Annotated in this window: 15 protein-coding genes and 1 tRNA gene; 3 read left to right on the forward strand and 13 right to left on the reverse strand. The window is 62.5% G+C overall.

The window, feature by feature from the left end; genetic code table 11:
* Positions 1-15 precede the first annotated feature (15 nt).
* From AACG97_RS04105 to AACG97_RS04115, 3 genes are read left to right on the forward strand one after another with little or no spacing between them, the layout of a single operon-like run.
* Positions 16-642: a DNA-3-methyladenine glycosylase family protein gene (locus tag AACG97_RS04105; RefSeq protein ID WP_115293373.1), complete on the forward strand. Its 627-nt coding sequence runs from the start codon at positions 16-18 to the stop codon at positions 640-642.
* A 53-nt stretch (positions 643-695) separates the two neighbouring features.
* Complete coding sequence (ada, locus tag AACG97_RS04110) at positions 696-1,754, forward strand: bifunctional DNA-binding transcriptional regulator/O6-methylguanine-DNA methyltransferase Ada (protein WP_054882060.1); 1,059 nt, start codon at positions 696-698, stop codon at positions 1,752-1,754.
* A gap of 56 nt (positions 1,755-1,810) precedes the next feature.
* Positions 1,811-4,222 (forward strand): DUF3772 domain-containing protein, encoded by a 2,412-nt coding sequence (locus AACG97_RS04115; RefSeq protein ID WP_125854898.1) that lies wholly within the window; start codon positions 1,811-1,813, stop codon positions 4,220-4,222.
* Positions 4,223-4,299: 77 nt separating this feature from the next.
* On the opposite strand, the gene AACG97_RS04120 is transcribed toward AACG97_RS04115, so the two are convergent.
* The 13 genes from AACG97_RS04120 to AACG97_RS04180 form a co-directional block, all read right to left on the reverse strand.
* Complete coding sequence (locus tag AACG97_RS04120; RefSeq protein ID WP_029887928.1) at positions 4,300-5,730, reverse strand: aldehyde dehydrogenase family protein; 1,431 nt, start codon at positions 5,728-5,730, stop codon at positions 4,300-4,302.
* A 12-nt stretch (positions 5,731-5,742) separates the two neighbouring features.
* Positions 5,743-7,242, reverse strand: a complete 1,500-nt coding sequence (locus AACG97_RS04125) for a purine-cytosine permease family protein (RefSeq protein WP_197886122.1) — start codon at positions 7,240-7,242, stop codon at positions 5,743-5,745.
* 92 nt (positions 7,243-7,334) lie between these two features.
* Positions 7,335-7,724, reverse strand: a complete 390-nt coding sequence (locus AACG97_RS04130) for a YybH family protein (protein WP_029887927.1) — start codon at positions 7,722-7,724, stop codon at positions 7,335-7,337.
* 572 nt (positions 7,725-8,296) lie between these two features.
* Positions 8,297-8,767 (reverse strand): OsmC family protein, encoded by a 471-nt coding sequence (locus AACG97_RS04135; protein WP_197885885.1) that lies wholly within the window; start codon positions 8,765-8,767, stop codon positions 8,297-8,299.
* Positions 8,768-9,130: 363 nt separating this feature from the next.
* On the reverse strand, positions 9,131-10,231 hold the full coding sequence (gene ychF / locus AACG97_RS04140; RefSeq protein WP_009686182.1) for a redox-regulated ATPase YchF: 1,101 nt from the start codon (positions 10,229-10,231) through the stop codon (positions 9,131-9,133).
* 24 nt (positions 10,232-10,255) lie between these two features.
* Positions 10,256-10,840, reverse strand: coding sequence for an aminoacyl-tRNA hydrolase (pth, locus tag AACG97_RS04145; RefSeq protein ID WP_009686183.1), 585 nt, complete (start codon positions 10,838-10,840; stop codon positions 10,256-10,258).
* 79 nt (positions 10,841-10,919) lie between these two features.
* Entirely contained in the window at positions 10,920-11,519 is a 600-nt protein-coding gene (locus AACG97_RS04150; protein WP_009686184.1) for a 50S ribosomal protein L25/general stress protein Ctc, read from the reverse strand.
* Between the two features lie 120 nt (positions 11,520-11,639).
* Positions 11,640-12,581, reverse strand: a complete 942-nt coding sequence (locus AACG97_RS04155; RefSeq protein WP_003247410.1) for a ribose-phosphate pyrophosphokinase — start codon at positions 12,579-12,581, stop codon at positions 11,640-11,642.
* 48 nt (positions 12,582-12,629) lie between these two features.
* Positions 12,630-12,704, reverse strand: a tRNA-Gln gene (locus AACG97_RS04160).
* Between the two features lie 21 nt (positions 12,705-12,725).
* A complete protein-coding gene (ispE, locus tag AACG97_RS04165) occupies positions 12,726-13,586 on the reverse strand; it encodes a 4-(cytidine 5'-diphospho)-2-C-methyl-D-erythritol kinase (protein ID WP_125854896.1) in 861 nt (286 codons plus the stop codon).
* 4 nt (positions 13,587-13,590) lie between these two features.
* Positions 13,591-14,208 carry a lipoprotein insertase outer membrane protein LolB gene (gene lolB / locus AACG97_RS04170; protein WP_029886866.1) on the reverse strand — a complete coding sequence of 206 codons (618 nt, stop codon included), beginning with the start codon at positions 14,206-14,208 and terminating at the stop codon, positions 13,591-13,593.
* A gap of 4 nt (positions 14,209-14,212) precedes the next feature.
* Positions 14,213-15,934, reverse strand: coding sequence for a tetratricopeptide repeat protein (locus AACG97_RS04175; protein WP_182367347.1), 1,722 nt, complete (start codon positions 15,932-15,934; stop codon positions 14,213-14,215).
* A gap of 1,020 nt (positions 15,935-16,954) precedes the next feature.
* The gene (locus tag AACG97_RS04180; RefSeq protein ID WP_009686191.1) at positions 16,955-17,314 is read right to left on the reverse strand and encodes a hypothetical protein; all 360 of its coding nucleotides are present in this window, start codon (positions 17,312-17,314) and stop codon (positions 16,955-16,957) included.
* Positions 17,315-17,454 lie beyond the last annotated feature (140 nt).

Genomic DNA, 17,454 nt, shown 5'->3' on the forward strand with positions numbered 1-17,454 from the left:
CTTGATGGAGCCGCCATGATTCTGGCCGACCTTTCCCCTGCGGCTTACCGCCAAGCCGGCGAATACCTGGCGGCGCTCGACCCTGACTGGGCGCGGCATGTCGCCGCGACCGGGCCATGCCTGCACCAGGCCACCCCTGGCCGCGAACCTTACGAGGCGCTGGTGCGCGCGATTGCCTACCAGCAGCTGCATGCCCGGGCAGCTGAGGCTATCCTGGGCCGGTTGCTGGCGTTGTTCCCGCAGCATGCGTTTCCGCCGCCCGAGCAGTTACTGGCCGCAAGCCCGCAAACCCTGCGCGCCTGCGGTTTTTCGGCGAGCAAGCTGGCGACTATCCAGGGCATTGCCCAAGCCAGGCTGGACGGCCTGGTGCCGACCCGCGAAGCAGCACTGGCCATGAGTGACGACGCCCTGATCGAACGCCTGGTAGCGCTGCGCGGGGTAGGGCGGTGGACGGTGGAAATGCTGCTGATCTATAGCCTGGAGCGGTCGGATATCCTGCCCGTCGACGATTTTGGCGTGCGCGAGGGGTATCGCCGCCTCAAGGGCCTGGTCAAGGCGCCGACCCCGGCGCAGATGCGTTCGCTGGGCGGCGCCTGGCGGCCATACCGAACCGTGGCAGCCTGGTACCTGTGGCGCGCCTGAGGTTTTTACACCGCCAAGGCCGGAGCCGGCCGCACGAGTCTGGAAGCATAACAATGACCGCCTACACCACCCCCGACCAGCGCTGGCAAGCCGTCGAAGCCCGCGACCCCGCTGCGGTCGGGCACTTTGTTTATGCCGTGCGCACCACCGGCATCTATTGCCACCCCAACTGCAAGTCGCGGCTGGCCAAGCGCGGCAACGTCGAGTTCTTCGATACCCCTGCGTTAGCCGAAGCCGCTGGCTACCGTGCGTGCAAGCGCTGCACCGCTGGCGCCAAGCCCAGTGCGGCGCGCCATAGCCAGTTGGTCATCCGCGCCTGCCGCCTGATCGAAGCCAGCGACCCCAGCCCCAGCCTCGACCAGCTCGCTGCGCAACTGGCCGTCAGCCCGTACCACCTGCACCGGCTGTTCAAAGCCGAAACCGGCGTTACCCCCAAGGCCTACGCCAGCGCTTTTCGCGCCCGGCGCCTGCGCGCGCACCTGGAAGATGCTCGGTGCTCGGTCACCGATGCCATCTACGACGCCGGCTACACCTCCAACAGCCACTTTTATGCCAGCGCCGACCAGCGCCTGGGTATGCGCCCCCGGCAGTACCGCGCCGGGGGCGCAGGGGCCACCATTCATTTTGCCCTCGGCCAGTGCTACTTGGGCGCCATCCTGGTGGCCCAAAGCGACAAAGGCATTTGCGCGATTCTGCTGGGCGACGATCCTGAAACCCTGCTGCATGAACTTCAGGATCAGTTCCCCAAGGCCCGGTTGATCGGCGGTGACCGCGGTTATGAGCAACTGGTTGCCGAGGTGGTGGGGTTCGTCGAGGCCCCGGCGCTGGGCCTGGGCCTGCCGCTGGATGTACAAGGCACAGCGTTCCAGGAGCGCGTGTGGCAAGCCCTGCGCGAGGTGCCGGCTGGCAGCCGCATCAGCTACAGCGACCTTGCCGAACGCATTGGCGCGCCCAAGGCGGTGCGGGCGGTAGCCCTGGCGTGTGCGGCCAATCGCATCGCCGTGGCCATACCTTGTCACCGTGTGGTGCGCCGGGATGGCGACATCAGCGGCTACCGTTGGGGCGTGGCGCGCAAGCAGCAACTGCTGACGCGAGAAACGGCACTCTCCTGATGCCTTGAAGCCGCGTAGAATCCCCCGCCAAATCGGATTGTAAAGAGGAATATTCGATGAGGCGTCTGAGCCTTGTTCGTTTTTGCCCTGGCCTGATGGCCATGCTGGCGCTGCTGCTGGTGCTCACCGGCCCGGCCGCGGCGGCCCCTGCCACGCCGTTGTCCAACCCGGCCAATGCGGCAGCCCCGGCAGTGGATGAAAACGCCAGTATCGAGCAGTTGAGCGATAGCCTGGACCAGATTCGCCAAGGCGTCAGCAGTAACGCCAACGACGACCTGCTGTCGCAGTTGCGGCTGGCGGCCATGCAGGTTCAGCGCCAGGCTGATGCCTTGAGTGCGCAGCGCACCACCGATGTGGAAAAGCTCGACGACAAGCTCAAGGTGGTTGGCCCGGCCCAGCCCGACGAGCCTGCGGCCCTGACCCAGCAGCGCAAGGCCCTGGAGGCCGAGAAAAAGGCCTTGGTCGCCCAGCAGGACCAGGCCACCAAGCTGACGCAGTCGGCCCGCGACCTGTCCACGCAAATCGTCAACTTGCGCCGCAGCCAGTTCAACTCGCAGATCACCAGCCGCGCCGCCTCGCCGTTGAGCCCGGCATTCTGGCAGAGCATCATCCGCCCAACCCAGGATGACGTGGCGCGCCTGCGCGACCTGCGGGGCGAAGCAGCCGTTGCCATTGGCAGCGCGTTCAGCCCCGAGCACCGCTGGCCGTTCATGGCCAGCCTGGTAGCGGCCATCCTGGTCTGGACCCTGGTGCGCCTGTGGATAGAGCGGCTATTGGCCCGTGCCATGGTCCGCTGGTTGCCCGAAGGCCGGCTGCGCCGCAGTGCCCTGGCGCTGGGGGTCAGCCTGGCAACACTGGGCACCATCGCCGGTTCGGTTTCCCTGCTGCGCTGGGGGTTGGAGAGCAATGCCGAACTGGGCAGCGATATCGCCAGCCTGGTCAACCATATCCTGGCGCTGGTGGTGTTCAGCGCGTTCATCGCGGGCCTGGGCCGTGCCATGCTGATGCTGCAGCGCCCGTCCTGGCGCCTGCCGGCCATTCACGACGAAGTGGCCAGCGCGCTGGGCTGGTTCCCCAAGGTGCTGGCCCTGGCACTGATGGTCATGATGACCATGGAGCGCATCAACACCGTGATCGGTGCCAGCCTGGCGCTGACCGTGGCGGTGAACGGCCTGACCGCGCTGGTAGTGGCGATGATCTTCGCCGGCGCGTTGCAGCGCTACCGCCGCACCCTGCGCAAGCTTGAACTGGAACGCCCCACCGGCCTGGGCGGGTTGATCCCGTTCGTGATGGTCATCTGGCTGGGGGGGATCATGCTGGCCATGGTGACCGGCTACCTGACCCTTGCCTACTTCCTTACGGCCAAGCTGCTGTGGGTCAGCCTGGTGATCACGTGCGCCTACCTGTTGACCAGCTTCTTCGGCGACCTGTGCGAAACCCTGCTGTCGCCACGCCAGCCCGGCGGCCTGGCACTGGCGTCGACCCTGGGGCTGGCGCCACGTCACCAGGCCCAGGCCAGCACCATCCTGGCCGGTATCGGCCGCACCGTAGTGCTGTTCCTGGCGCTGCTGCTGGCGTTGATGCCGTCGGGCACCAGCCCCAGCGAACTGCTGCTCAGCCTGGGCGACTGGGACGGTACCGGTGGCAAATTGCTGGGCAACCTGAACATCGTGCCGCAGGACATTCTGCTGGCGATGGCTATTCTGCTCGGCGGCTTGTTCGCCATCCGGGTGGTCAAGCGCTGGCTCAGCGAACGGCTGTTGCCGGAAACCGACATGGATGCCGGCATGCGTGCCTCGCTGGTCACCCTGGTGGGCTACCTCGGGTTCATTTTCCTGGCCATGCTGGTGATGTCGACCCTGCGCATCAACCTGACCAGCCTGACCTGGGTGGTCAGTGCCTTGTCGGTCGGTATCGGTTTTGGCCTGCAGCAGATCGTGCAGAACTTCATCTCGGGCCTGATCCTGCTCACCGAACGCCCGGTGAAGGTCGGCGATTGGGTCAGCCTGGCCGGCGTCGAGGGCGACATTCGCCGCATCAACGTGCGCGCTACCGAAATCCAGATGTCCGACCGCTCCACGGTGATCGTACCCAACTCGCAGTTCATCTCGCAGAACGTGCGCAACGTGACCATGGGCAACGCCCTGGGGGTGGTCGGCATCACCTTGACCCTGCCGCTGGATACGGATGCCAACCGTGTACGTGAGTTGCTGCTGGCGGCCTACCATGAACACGAGGCAATTCTGGACGCGCCCGCCAGCTCGGTGTCGTTCAAGGACCTGACCAGCAATGGCATGGTGATCGCGGTCAGTGGCTATGTGGCCGGGCCGCGCCAGGTGTCGGGTACCCGCAGTGACCTGCTGTTCACCATCCTTGGGCGGCTGCGTGACGAGGGTATCGCCTTGTCTTCGCCGCAGAGCATGGTGCTGGTACAGGAAGCTGCGCGCCCGGCTGACGAAGCGCCGTGATGCGCTTCATGCCAGTGGCACGCGACTAGATGAATGGCAGAAGCTGTCGAAAGGGGCCGCCAAACGGCCCCGCACAGTCACCCCAGGCACCGTGTCACATGCTTGACCGACTGGTAGCCCGACAAGCCCCAAGGGCCCAGCTCACGGCCTATACCGCTACCCTTGGTGCCACCCCATGAGGTCTCGACGAACACCGCCTGCACCGAGTTGATCCACACATGGCCCACCTCCAGCGCATCGGCCACCCGCTCGGCGCGCGCCAGGTCTGTGGTGCACACTGTCGCCACCAGGCCGAAGCGGCTGTCATTGGCCTCGGCAATCGCCTGCTGTTCGCTGGCGAAGCGCCGTGCGCACAATACCGGACCAAAGATTTCTTCGTTCCACAGGCGGCTGCCTTCAGGCACATCGGCATACAGGGTAGGGCTGACGAACCAGCCGCCACGGTCCAGCACTTTGCCACCGACCAGGCACTGCAAGCCTTCCTCCCGCGCCGTGGCAAAGTAGCCGGCCACCTTCAGCCACTGGGCCTGGCTGGTCAGTGGGCCCATGTCGGCTTCTTCGCTCAGCGGGCTGCCCACCCGCAGGTTTTCCAGCGCTGCCTGCAAGCGTGGCAGCAGGGCGTCGGCGATGCCGTCCTGTACCAGCAGGCGTGATGTAGCCGAGCACATCTGGCCCGCGTTCCAGCAGATGCCGGCAACGATCCATTGCACCGCCGCATCGACGTCGCAGTCATCGAACACCAGGATCGCCGACTTGCCGCCCAACTCCAGCGTGACCGGCCGGCATTGCGCCGCTGCGCTGCGCATCACCTGGCTGCCAACGTTATTGCTGCCTGTGAACGACAGTTTGTCCAGGCCGTTGTGGTTGCTCAGCGCGGCACCCGTCTCGGCTTTGCCATTGACGATATTCAGCACCCCGGCCGGCAGGCCCAGGGTGTCGGCGATCTGGCCGTAGGCGAGTTCGCACAGCGGGGTTACTTCCGAGGGCTTGAGCACCACGGTGCAGCCAGCGGCCAGGGCCGGGGCAAGCTTCCAGGCGCTGGTCACCAGTGGGAAGTTCCAGGGTACGATCAGGCCGACCACGCCCACCGGCTCCAGGCGGGTGCGGGCGGTGAAGCCGGGTGCAGCCAGCGGTACGTCGCGGTTTTGCCCAGGCAGTTGTTCAGCCAGCTCGGCGTAATAGCCGAAGGTAGCGATGGCGTCGTCCAGGTCGATTTCTGCCTCGTGGCGCGGCTTGCCGTTGTTGCGCATCTGCAGGGCGACCAGCGCTTCGCGGCGTTGCCCAAGCTGTTCGGCGAAGCCGCGCAGATACGCTGCGCGCTCACTGGCGCTGGTGCATTTCCAGGCGGGCAGGGCTGCACGTGCGGCGGCCACGGCCTGGTCGACCTGCTCGGCACTGGCAGCCATCAGTTCGGCAAACGGTTGGCCCAGCGCAGGGTCGTTGACGCTGATGCAGTCGCTGCCCTGGCCGTCGACCCAGCGGCCGGCAATGTAGTGGGAAGTGGTCATGGTGGTTTCCAGTCAGGCCATTTCGGCAGTGGTTACAGGCGTGTGCGCAGCCTGTTTGCAACGCACCCAGCGTGGGCCCTGCGGGCCATACACGCCGGCAGGTTCGGGGAACAGGTTGAGCAGCAGCAGGTACAGCACCCCGGCCAACCCCAGGGTGACCGGCAGGCTCAGGTCAATGCCACCGGCCAGGTCGCCCAACGGTCCGACGAATTGCCCCGGCAGGTTCACGAAGCACAGGCCGACCACTGCGCTGGGGACCCAAGCGCCCATGCCGCGCCAGTTCCAGCCGTGCAGGAACCAGTAGTGGCCACCCCGCTGGCCGCGGGTGAATACCTGCAGGTCATCAGCGTGGTAGAAACCACGGCGGGTGACCAGGCCGAGGATCATGATCACCATCCACGGGCTGGTGCAGGTGATGATCAGCACGGCGAAGGTCGACACGCTCTGCACCAGGTTGAAGGTAAAGCGGCCGATGAAAATGAAACCGATCGCCAGCACCCCAATCAGCAGCGTGGCGCCGGTACGGCTGAGCAGGCGCGGGAACACGCTGGACATGTCCAGGCCTGTGCCATACAACGCCGTGGTGCCGGTGGACATACCGCCGATCACCGCAATCAGGCACACCGGCAGGAAGAACCAGCTGGGGGCGACAGCCAGCAGCCCGCCGACATAGTTGTTGGCGGCAATGTAGTCCGGTGCCTGGGTGGCCACCAGGGTGGCGGTGCACAGGCCGAACAGGAATGGAATCAGCGTGGCACCCTGGGCCGCTATCACCGCCAGCATGATGCGCGCCTTGGGGGTTTCGCGTGGAATGTAGCGCGACCAGTCACCGAGGAAGGCGCCGAATGACACCGGGTTGCTCATCGCCAGGATCGCAGCGCCGACGAAAGCTGCCCAGAAACCGGCCTGGCCCAGGTTGACGCTGCCTGCGTAGCCCGCGTCGAACGGCCCGGCAAAAGCAGCGATACCCAGCAGGAACAGCAGGCTCGACGCCCACACGGCAATCTTGTTGACCCACAGCATGAAGCGGAAGCCGAAGATGCAAACCACCAGCACCAGCACCGCGAACAGGCCGTAGGCCAGGCCCAGGGTCAGGTCAGTTTCCGGCAGGCCGACCAGGCGCTTGGCGCCGCCGACCAGGGCATCGCCCGAACTCCATACCGACAGCGAAAAGAATGCCACTGCCGTGAGCAGCGACAGGAACGAGCCGACGATGCGCCCATGCACGCCGAAGTGCGCGCCCGAGGAGACCGCGTTGTTGGTGCCGTTCAGCGCGCCGAACAGGCCCATCGGTGCCAGGATCAGCGCGCCAACGGCAACGCCGAGCACGATGGCCCACACCCCCGCCTGGAACGACAGCCCGAACAACACCGGGAAACTGCCGAGCACGGCGGTGGCGAATGTGTTGGCGCCGCCGAAGATCAGGCGGAACAGGTCCAGCGGGGAGGCGTCGCGTTGATCGGCGGGGATCTGTTCTACGCCGTTGGTCTCGATACCGGTCGAGTGGCTCATGGTGATGCTCCAGCGCGGTTGTTGTGGGCCGGCGCAGTGCGCAAGCCTTCTTGTGGGTGCGATGGCAGGGCGGCAGGGCCGCAAAAAGGTGATCAGGCCGGCGATACGGCCGACAGGTGTTCGTGGCAGGCCAGCCACTGGTCAGCGTGGCGGCGGAACACGATGGTCTCGCGCTCGTTCAGCTGGTGCTCGGCACCGCCGATGCGCAGATGCGTGGCCACATCATGCATGAAGATCGCCACGTCGCCTTGCAGGCTGACCTGGGCGTTGCTGGACGCGCAGGCGAGCACGGCAAACCCTTCGGCCTGCCACTGGGCCCAGACCTTCTCATAGGCCCGGCGTGACAGCAGGGGTTGCGCCAAGGTATGGAAAAGGAACGTGGCGTCTTCGCTGAAGCAGGCGAAGTAGCGGGCGGTGTCGTTGCTGGCGAAGGCGGCAACAAGGTCGGCGGCGGCTTGCCGTACCTGCAGGGTCTGGTCCACGGGGTGGCCTCACGGGTTCTTATGATTGTGGTGAAGCGATTCTGGTGGGGCTTGCCGGGGGGAAAAATCGCTGGCGACAAATAATCAGTTCAGGAATTTGTGAAGTGATGCGCTGGCAGCCCGGCGTTTGGCTATACCCGACTGGCGGAGCAGGTCGGAGCAACTGTCTTTCTCAAAATTCGCAAAGCCTGCGCGATTCATTGTGGGAGATTACCCAGCGCTACGGGCTGGGCTGTCACGCAGAGAACTCAGTTCGTAAGCGCGACGCGGCCTGTGTGGGAGCGGGCGTGCCCGCGAAGCACGCGACGCGGTGTCTAGCACCGGCTGCGCCGGTGTTCGCGGGCACGCCCGCTCCCACAAGAACCGTGTAATCTTCAAGTGCTGCATTTTGGCAGTTGATTTACAACCTCTTCGGCTGAGGCAACACCAGATCCAGCCAAGGCTCGCCAGTCCTGAGCATGGCATTGAGTCGCACCAGGACGATCCCGCGTGCGCGCAGCATCTCATAACGGCCCTTGAGCGCTGGGTTGTAAGTTCATCGCCACCACTCCAATGTCTTTGACCTGAGCCCGCTAGTCGACCGTCACCTCAGCCGCGCACTCCACCGGGAAATTCACGGAGTTGGCGATAAAGCACTCATGATGCGCATCCTCATGCAGGCGCAGGGCAACTTCCCGGTCCGAGTCTGCGCTGATGGTAACCTGCGGGCGCAGCAGCACATGGGTAAAACGGCCCTTGCCGTGATCGTCACCTTCCACCATGCGCCCCAGTGGAAGGTCGACATACGCCAGTACATTCACGCCGTTGACCGCGCACAGGTGCAGGTACCAGAGCTTGTGGCATGCCGACAGCGATGCCACCAGCATGTCTTCCGGGTTCCAGCGCTGCGGGTCGCCACGGAATGCCGGGTCTGCGGAGCCTTGCAGGGCAACCTTGCCGGCGGCCTCGACATTGAAGTTACGGCTGTAGGCGGTATAGCCGGCGGTGCCGTAGCCCTTGTTCCCTGTCCACGTCACCTGAACCACATATTGATGTTCTTTCATGCATCATCCTTGAAATGATCAGCCCGTGTTGTTTCGCCGACTCACCGTGAGAGGGTGTTTCTGGTTGGTGTGTTACCTGTACCGGCCTTATCGCCGGCAAGACAGCTCTCATGGAACAATACATAACTTATTGTTTTAGCATGGCGTGTATAGAAATCGACCCGCCGCGAAGCATTCAACGCGGTGGCTGGCACCGGCTGCGCCGGTGTTCGCGGGCACGCCCGCTCCCACAAGGACCCTGTTAAATCAAAAAGCTATATAGAAGCCCAGCCGCCTTAGCGATAAGGCCGGCACGGGCCACATAAAACGAAAACCCCTTGAGACATAAGCCGCAAGGGGTTTCTGGTCACTGCAGGCTACCGCTTAGACGTTAAAGCGGAAGTGCATCACGTCGCCATCTTTGACGATGTAGTCCTTGCCTTCCAGGCGCCACTTCCCGGCTTCCTTGGCGCCGCTTTCACCCTTGAACTGGATGAAGTCGTCATAGGCCACGACTTCAGCGCGGATGAAGCCTTTTTCGAAGTCGGTGTGGATAACCCCGGCCGCCTGGGGTGCGGTGGCGCCCACGCGTACGGTCCAGGCGCGAACTTCCTGCACGCCAGCAGTGAAGTAGGTCTGCAGGTTGAGCAGTTCGTAACCGGCGCGGATCACGCGGTTCAGGCCTGGCTCTTCCAGGCCCAGGGCCTCGAGGAACATGTCTTTCTCTTCGCCATCGTCGAGTTCGGCGATTTCTGCTTCGATCTTGTTGCACACCGGCACCACGACCGCGCCTTCTTCCTCGGCAATGGCCTTGACCACGTCCAGGTGCGGGTTGTTGTCGAAGCCGTCTTCGGCGACGTTGGCGATGTACATCACCGGCTTGCTGGTCAGCAGGTGGAAGCCGCGGATGACCGCCTTGTCTTCGGCGCCCATGTTCTTCATCAGGCTGCGTGCCGGCTTGCCTTCGGTGAAGTGCGGGATCAACTGCTCGAGGATGGCCTTCTGTGCCAGCGCCTCTTTGTCACCGCCCTTGGCATTGCGTGCGACCTTCTGCAGTTGCTTCTCGCAGCTGTCCAAGTCAGCGAAGATCAGTTCGAGGTCGATGATCTCGATGTCACGCTTGGGGTCCACACTGTTTGAAACGTGGATCACGTTCTCGTCTTCGAAGCAGCGGACCACATGGGCAATGGCGTCGGTCTCGCGGATGTTGGCGAGGAACTTGTTGCCCAGGCCTTCGCCTTTCGATGCACCGGCCACCAGACCGGCAATGTCGACGAACTCCATGGTGGTCGGCAGGATGCGGTTCGGCTTGACGATTTCAGCCAGCGCAGCCAGGCGCGCGTCGGGCATCGGCACGATGCCGCTGTTCGGCTCGATAGTGCAGAAAGGGAAGTTCTCCGCCGCGATGCCAGATTTGGTCAAGGCGTTGAACAGGGTGGACTTGCCGACGTTGGGCAGGCCGACGATGCCGCAATTGAAACCCATGGGTATTCCCCTCTCTAAAGGAAATCAGGCCTTCTGACTGTGCAGTTCGCGCATCGCCTTGGCGAAATCGCCGGCAAGCACGTCCGGCAGCACGCCGAGGGCAAAATCGATGCTGGCGTCGAGCTTCTCCTGCTCGGCGCGCGGCGCGCGGCCCAGGACGAAGTTGGAGACCAGTTTGGCGTCGCCCGGGTGGCCGATGCCAAGCCGCAGGCGGTGGAAGTCGTTCTGGTTGCCGAGCTGCGCGATGATGTCGCGCAGGCCGTTGTGCCCCCCATGACCGCCGCCGCGCTTGAGCTTGGCAACGCCCGGGGGCAGGTCGAGTTCGTCGTGCGCCACCAGGATCGCTTCCGGCTTGATGCGGAAGAAATTGGCCAAGGCCGCCACGGCCTGGCCGCTACGGTTCATGTAGGTGGTGGGGATCAACAAACGAACGTCGTTGCCCTGATGGCTGAACTTAGCCGTCAGGCCGAAATATTTTTTGTCAGCGGTCAGCGAAACACGCTGGGCGCTGGCAATGCGTTCAACGAAAAGAGCCCCTGCGTTATGCCGGGTCTGTTCGTATTCGGGGCCGGGGTTACCCAGGCCGACGATCAACTGGATGGCGGTCACGTCAGGGGCTCTTCCTTGGAGTTGGTGGGCTACAGTGCGCGCGGCACTGTAACCCGATCAACGCCGGCGTGCGAGTGGATTACTCGGCAGCGCCTTCTTCAGCAGCTTCGGCGGAAACGCGCGGAGCGTGAACGTTGGCAACAGCTTTGTCATCACCGTGGGCCAGAGCGACGAACTCTACGCCTTTCGGAGCTTTCAGGTCCGACAGGTGGATGATGGTGCCGATTTCAGCGTTGGCCAGGTCGACTTCGATGAACTCTGGCAGGTCTTTGGCTTCGCAGGAAACTTCGATCTGCGATTCAACGTGCGAAACTTCGCCGCCTTTCTTGACCGGTGCTTCTTCGTTGATGAAGTGCACTGGAACAACAGCGGTCAGCTTCTGGCCAGCTACGACGCGAACGAAGTCAGCGTGCATGATGAAGCCTTTGGCTGGGTGACGCTGCATGGCCTTGACCACGACGTTCTGCTTGGCGCCGTCGACGTTCAGTTCGATAACGTGGCTGAAGGCAGCTTCGTTTTCGAACAGTTTGGCGATTTCCTTGGCCACGATGGTCAGGGACTGGGCTTCTTTATCGCCACCGTAGACTACGGCAGGGATGCTGGCGGAGTGACGCAGGCGGCGGCTCGCACCTTTCCCCAGGTCAGTACGCGCTTGGGCGTTCAGGATGAAATCGGTCATTTTACTTCTCCAAAATAGCCTCCCGAATGGCGTTTGCGACCAGCGCCAGACGGGGATGGCAAAAAAGCCCCGCCCCAACACAGGTTGGGGCGGGGCGCTTCATATCAACACGGGTTCCGCTTAGCGGAACATCGCGCTGATCGATTCTTCGTTGCTGATACGGCGTACCGCTTCAGCGACAACCGGTGCGATATCCAGCTGGCGGATACGGTCACAGGCTTGAGCAGCGGCGGACAGCGGTACGGTGTTGGTCACCACCAGCTCGTCCAGTACCGACTTCTCGATGTTCTCGATCGCGCGGCCCGACAGGACAGGGTGCGTGCAATAGGCATAAACCTTGGCAGCGCCGTGTTCTTTCAGGGCTTTGGCCGCGTGGCACAGGGTGCCGGCGGTGTCGACCATGTCGTCTACCAGGATGCAGGTGCGCCCTTCGACGTCGCCGATGATGTGCATGACCTCGGAGTGGTTAGCCTTTTCACGGCGTTTGTCGATGATACCCAGGTCGACACCCAGGGACTTGGCGACGGCGCGTGCGCGCACAACACCACCGATGTCCGGGGATACGATCATGAGGTTCTCGAAACGCTGGTCTTCGATGTCGTCTACCAGTACGGGCGAGCCGTAGATGTTGTCGACGGGAATATCGAAGAAGCCTTGGATCTGGTCAGCGTGCAGGTCGACAGTGAGTACACGGTCGATACCGACGACAGTGAGCATGTCAGCGACGACTTTGGCGCTGATGGCTACACGTGCCGAACGCGGACGGCGGTCCTGGCGGGCATATCCGAAGTAAGGAATCACGGCGGTGATTCGGGATGCTGAGGAGCGGCGGAAGGCGTCGGCCATCACTACCAGTTCCATCAGGTTATCGTTGGTCGGGGCACAGGTCGGCTGAATAATGAAAACGTCTTTACCGCGAACATTTTCATTGATCTCAGTGCTGATCTCGCCGTCGGAGAATTTACCGACAGAGACGTCACCGAGAGGGATATGCAGCTGACGTACTACACGCCGAGCCAGATCGGGGTTAGCGTTCCCCGTAAAGACCATCATCTTGGACACGCGCAGTACCTGGAGGCTGAGGGTATACCTGGATGAGTATAAGGAAAATGGCAGGGGCGGCTGGATTCGAACCAACGCATGGCAGGATCAAAACCTGCTGCCTTACCGCTTGGCGACGCCCCTGTATCTGTTGCTTGCGAACGCTTATGCGCCCGACTTCTTGACCAGACTTTGCAGCTTGCGATGCAACATCGAAACATTGCTTCCTTTCGCCACAAACCCTGTTTGGGTCGCTGAAAGAAGGGCCAGAACTTTATCAGCTTCGGCTTTGCTTGGGAAGGCCCCAAACACACAGCTTCCAGTGCCGGTTAATCGAGCTTCGGTGAATTTTCCCAGTGAATTCAACGCATTGCGAACTTCTGGGTAATTCTGCTCTACCACCGGTTGGCAGTCATTTCGACTGTTTCCCTTGGGAACGGGGCGCATCTTAAGGGGCAGTGAATCACGTGTCAACTGCGGATGTGAAAAAATTTCTGCTGTGCTGACAGACACTTGCGGCACCAGCACGACATACCAGGGTTCTTCCGGGTCGACCGGGGTCAGCTGTTCGCCCACGCCCTGGGCGAAGGCTGCATGGCCGCGCACGAATACCGGTACATCCGCCCCCAGGCTCAGGCCCAGGGCGGCCAGGCGGTCTTCGTCCCAATCCAGCTGCCACAGGTGGGCGAGGGCCAGCAGGGTGGTGGCAGCATCCGAACTGCCGCCGCCGATACCGCCACCCATGGGCAGGACCTTGGTCAGCCAGATGTCCGCACCCAATGGGGTACCTGATTGCGCTTGTAGCTTGCGCGCAGCACGCACGATCAGGTTGCTGTCGTGCGGCACCGCCTCGATAGGCGTATGCAACTGAATCACGCCGTCATCGCGCAGGGCGAAGTGCAGTTCGTCGCCGTGATCGAGAAACTGAAACACCGTTTCCAGCTCATGGTAGCCGTCGGCGCGGCGGCCAACGATGTGCAGCCACAGGTTGAGCTTGGCCGGTGCCGGCAGGGTCAGGGTGTGCATGGGCTCACTGCCCCAGCTGGCGCGGCTGCCAGTCCTTGATCACCAGGGTCACGTCCAGGTCCTGGCCGTGCAGCTTCAGGCGCTCGGGCAGCCAGTACCCGTTCTGCTCGGTGTAGCTCAGGTACTGCACCTGCCAGCCATCCTGTTCGAGGGTGGCCAGGCGGCTGTCGCCGTCAAGGCTCAGTGTGCTCTTGCTGTCAGGGGCGGGCAGGCCGCGTACCCACCAGACCAAGTGCGAGACCGGCAATCGCCAGCCCAGTTGCTCTTCCAGCAGGGCTTCAGGGCTGGGGGCTTCGTAGCGGCCCTGGTTGGCCACTTCCAGCACCACGCCGCCGGGGCGACCGGTGAGGCGGGCGGCACCTCGGCCCAGCGGGCCGGCCAGGCGAATGTCGTAGTAATCCTGGCGTTGCAGCCAGAACAGCGTGCCGCTGCCCGAATCGCGCGGTGCGCGGATGCCGACCTTGCCGTTGATCTGCCAGCCGTCGAGGCTGCTCAGTTGCTCTTTATGGGCGCGCCACTGCTGTGGGTCGCCATGGCCCTGCAGGGCCTCGCGGCTTCCAAAGCCGGCACAGCCGGCGAGCAGGGCGATCAGGGTGAAGGTAATGCAATGGCGCAGAAACATGGCGTTAAAGGGTCTCGGATCCGGTCAGGCGCAGAAGGGTCTTGCGCAGGAGGGGGCTGTCGGGCTGGGCATCGAAGCCCTTGGCCCAGACCTGGCGGGCTTCGCGGCGTTTGCCGTTGGCCCACAGCACTTCGCCCAGGTGGGCGGCCACTTCGTGGTCGGGGAAGTTGGCAAACGCCTGGCGCAGGTAGGTTTCAGCCACGTCGAGGTTGCCCAGGCGGTAATTCACCCAGCCCAGGCTGTCGAGCACTGCCGGGTCGTCGGGGGTCAGCTGGTGGGCCTTTTCGATCAGCGTCCGGGCCTCGGCGTAGCGGGTTGTGCGGTCGGCCAGGGTGTAGCCCAGGGCATTCAGGGCCATGGCGTTTTCCGGCTCGCGGGCGATGATCGCGCGCAGGTCTTGTTCCATCTGCGCCAGGTCGTCGCGTTTTTCGGCCAGCATGGCGCGGGTGTAAAGCAGGTTGAGGTCGTCCGGGTAGCGCTGTATGGCCTGTTGCAGCACCTGGTTGGCCTGGGCGTCCTTGTTGTTGTTGCTGTAGCTTTCCGATTCGATCAGGTACAGCTGGATGGCGTAGTCCGGCTGCGCTTCGCGGGCCTCGGCAAGCAGGCGCGAGGCCTCGCTGCCACGGCCGTTGGCGATCAGAATGTCGGCCTGGCGCAGTTGCGCCGGCAGGTAGTCGGGGCCCGGGCCGACCAGGGCGTATTCACGCAGGGCGCCTGCGGGGTCGTGGCGCTCTTCGCGGATACGGCCCAGGTTGAGGCGCGCGGCGTCGACGTTGCTGTCGCGCTCGACCAGTTCCTGCAGGTAGCCCTCGGCCTCGTCCCAGTCCTTGTTCTCCAGGCACACCAGGGCCAGGGAGTAGCGCAGTTCGTCGTCGTCGGGGTATTGCTGGACCAGGCTGAGGAATTCGCCCTTGGCATCGGCGATACGGTCCTGCTCGACCAGGGTGCGGGCGTAGGTCAGGCGCAGGCGTTTGTCGTCCGGGTTGTCGCGAATGGCCCCGCGCAGCAGGGGCAGGGCCTCGGGGCCGCGGTCCAGTGCCTGAAGCAGGCGGGCGCGCAGCAGGATCGGGGCAATTTCACCATTTTGCGGGGGGTGTGACTCGAGCAGTTCCAGGGCTTCTTCGGTCTTGCCGTCCTGGTTCAGCAGCAGGGCCTTACCGAATACCAGCTGGCCGTTGTCGGGGTATTTCGCCAGCAGCCGCTCGAAGCTCTGCAGCAAGCCGTCACGTGTGCTCTGGTCGGTTTCGGCAGCTGACAGGGCCAGGAAATCGAAATGGGTGTCGCCCTGACCCTGCAGTACCTTTTCCATGTAGGCCATGGAGTCGTCATAACGGCCGGCGCGCGCCAGTTGAATGGCAGCGGCGCGTTGGGCGTCGAGGTTCTGTGGGTCGTTGCGGGCCCAGACCAAAGCGTTTTCCAGGGCGGGCTCGTCGGCGCCCAGGTATTCGGCGATGCGGTAGGCGCGCTCGGATACGCCGGGATCCTGGGTCTTGGCGGCCTGGTCGGTGTAGTTGGCCAGGGCGATATCGAAGCGGTTGCGCTGCCCGGCCAGTTCCGCCACCAGCAGGCTGTAAAGGGTGTCTTGCTTGAAAGAACCATACACCACGGGCTTCTCGGCCTCAGCCTTGGCGGCATCGGCAACGGGAGGCTCGGCCTTTTGCGGGGCCAGGCTCTGGCAGCCCTGGAGCAGGGCGAAGGCAAGCAGCAATGCGTATGGTTTGTTCATAGAAGGCTTAATAGGAGGACTCACCGGCGGTCGCAGCATGATGACACAAGCGCGGGGGCAAACCCACCTGTGTGGTGTCTGGTTAACTGCGACCTTTGTGGTGGGAGAGGGTTCCGTGATGTGGTGGCTGTGCCGGGTGTTTGGCTTGGGTTTTTTGGCGGTTTATGAGATCGAGCGCAGATGGTGTAAAGGCGGCCACCCGCGAAGCGCACCACTGCGTGGCGTTTACCCCAGAGCAGATGGTAGACGCCCTGCTGTAGCTGTCCGGCTGACGTTATTCTCTCGCTACCAACTGCGGCTTGGGTCCAGGGTATGCAGCCAAATGCGGAATAGAATAAGTGCTCCGATAAGTGTTGGGTGCATAGCCCCTAAGACGATCAGGGTGCGCTTCATGCGTATAGGGAAGCTCGTGACCTCATCAAGGTCAACTAAGCCTTTCCGTGCATATATCTTTGGTACTGTTAGCAGTATTGATATTGAGAGTGTGCGCATTACCTTGCCAATAAGGCCTGCTTGTGAAAAGGTTTTCTTATTTCCGCTTACGAATGCGCTATTCGGTAGTAGTGATTCGATCCTGCCAAGATGATAGGTTGATATGTAGAGGGATGCGCAAAGCGTGATGATCATGGCGGCCAAAATTATAAATGCAACAATGCCCACAGCAGTGCTCATTGGGTGCCTACCTTTTCATACAGTACTTCGCCGAGCGCTTCCCCTACAGCACCGCCAAGCATGTTTCCTCCCGTGGCTCCCGCAGCCCCACCAATAACAGCGCAGAGGAGTGCGCCTGTACCGGCTGTTGGCACGCCAAGAGCGAGACAAGTACTAGTGGCAATATTTCCACCGTAGCTTGCTGCTATCCCTCCCCCGGCGACACTGCCTGTCAAGGAAGATCCATGGACGTATTTAGCTCTTCTACACTCATTATCGCGGCCAGCGGTACAGGTTTTTGTAGGAAATTTCCCCTCGTTAAATTGCCACGTCAGGTTTCGATTCGGGGCAAGTCGTATCGGCATGAAGTCATAGATAATGCGACAGCATCAAGGCAATGAACAAGGTGATGTGAATAATCCATAGGATTAACAAAATGCGCTTTTCGCGGAGGGGGGAGTTTTTTACTTCCTCAATTTCAGCGTAACCCCTGTAAATGAAGATTTTGGGTATAGCCAACAGTGTTGCAATCTGGCCGGTTCTTATTGTTTTGCCCAAGAGTCCGGCGTGCTGGTAATTTTTGATGTTGTCAGATACGAGGCGAGAGGTGGGGAGGAAAGATTCAAAATGCTCGGTGTATTTGTGTGAAATAATAATTTGCGCGCTAGCGGCAATTAACATTGCTGTAATCAGGATCAGCGCGATCAGTCCTGGCTCTATGTTAGTCATTTTGAGAACTCGTGATACAAAAAGTCACCTAATACCTCGCCTTTTTTTCTGCGAAATCACCGGCTAACTTCGCCCCGGCAGTGCCACCGATGACCGCGCAGGTGAGTGCCCTAGTCCGGCAGTCCCTACTCCTAGTGCCG

This window comes from Pseudomonas sp. Nvir, from assembly GCF_963778085.1.
GTDB classification, from domain to species: domain Bacteria; phylum Pseudomonadota; class Gammaproteobacteria; order Pseudomonadales; family Pseudomonadaceae; genus Aquipseudomonas; species Aquipseudomonas juntendi.

Coding starts and splice junctions, on each gene's coding strand:
- ispE (WP_125854896.1), bottom strand. CDS start 13,586: ATGCACACCCTGACCCTGCCGGCACCGGCCAAGCTCAACCTGTGGCTG.
- AACG97_RS04115 (WP_125854898.1), top strand. CDS start 1,811: ATGAGGCGTCTGAGCCTTGTTCGTTTTTGCCCTGGCCTGATGGCCATG.
- AACG97_RS04175 (WP_182367347.1), bottom strand. CDS start 15,934: ATGAACAAACCATACGCATTGCTGCTTGCCTTCGCCCTGCTCCAGGGC.
- ychF (WP_009686182.1), bottom strand. CDS start 10,231: ATGGGTTTCAATTGCGGCATCGTCGGCCTGCCCAACGTCGGCAAGTCC.
- lolB (WP_029886866.1), bottom strand. CDS start 14,208: ATGTTTCTGCGCCATTGCATTACCTTCACCCTGATCGCCCTGCTCGCC.
- AACG97_RS04120 (WP_029887928.1), bottom strand. CDS start 5,730: ATGACCACTTCCCACTACATTGCCGGCCGCTGGGTCGACGGCCAGGGC.
- ada (WP_054882060.1), top strand. CDS start 696: ATGACCGCCTACACCACCCCCGACCAGCGCTGGCAAGCCGTCGAAGCC.
- AACG97_RS04150 (WP_009686184.1), bottom strand. CDS start 11,519: ATGACCGATTTCATCCTGAACGCCCAAGCGCGTACTGACCTGGGGAAA.
- AACG97_RS04105 (WP_115293373.1), top strand. CDS start 16: ATGATTCTGGCCGACCTTTCCCCTGCGGCTTACCGCCAAGCCGGCGAA.
- AACG97_RS04125 (WP_197886122.1), bottom strand. CDS start 7,242: ATGAGCCACTCGACCGGTATCGAGACCAACGGCGTAGAACAGATCCCC.
- AACG97_RS04180 (WP_009686191.1), bottom strand. CDS start 17,314: ATGACTAACATAGAGCCAGGACTGATCGCGCTGATCCTGATTACAGCA.
- AACG97_RS04135 (WP_197885885.1), bottom strand. CDS start 8,767: ATGAAAGAACATCAATATGTGGTTCAGGTGACGTGGACAGGGAACAAG.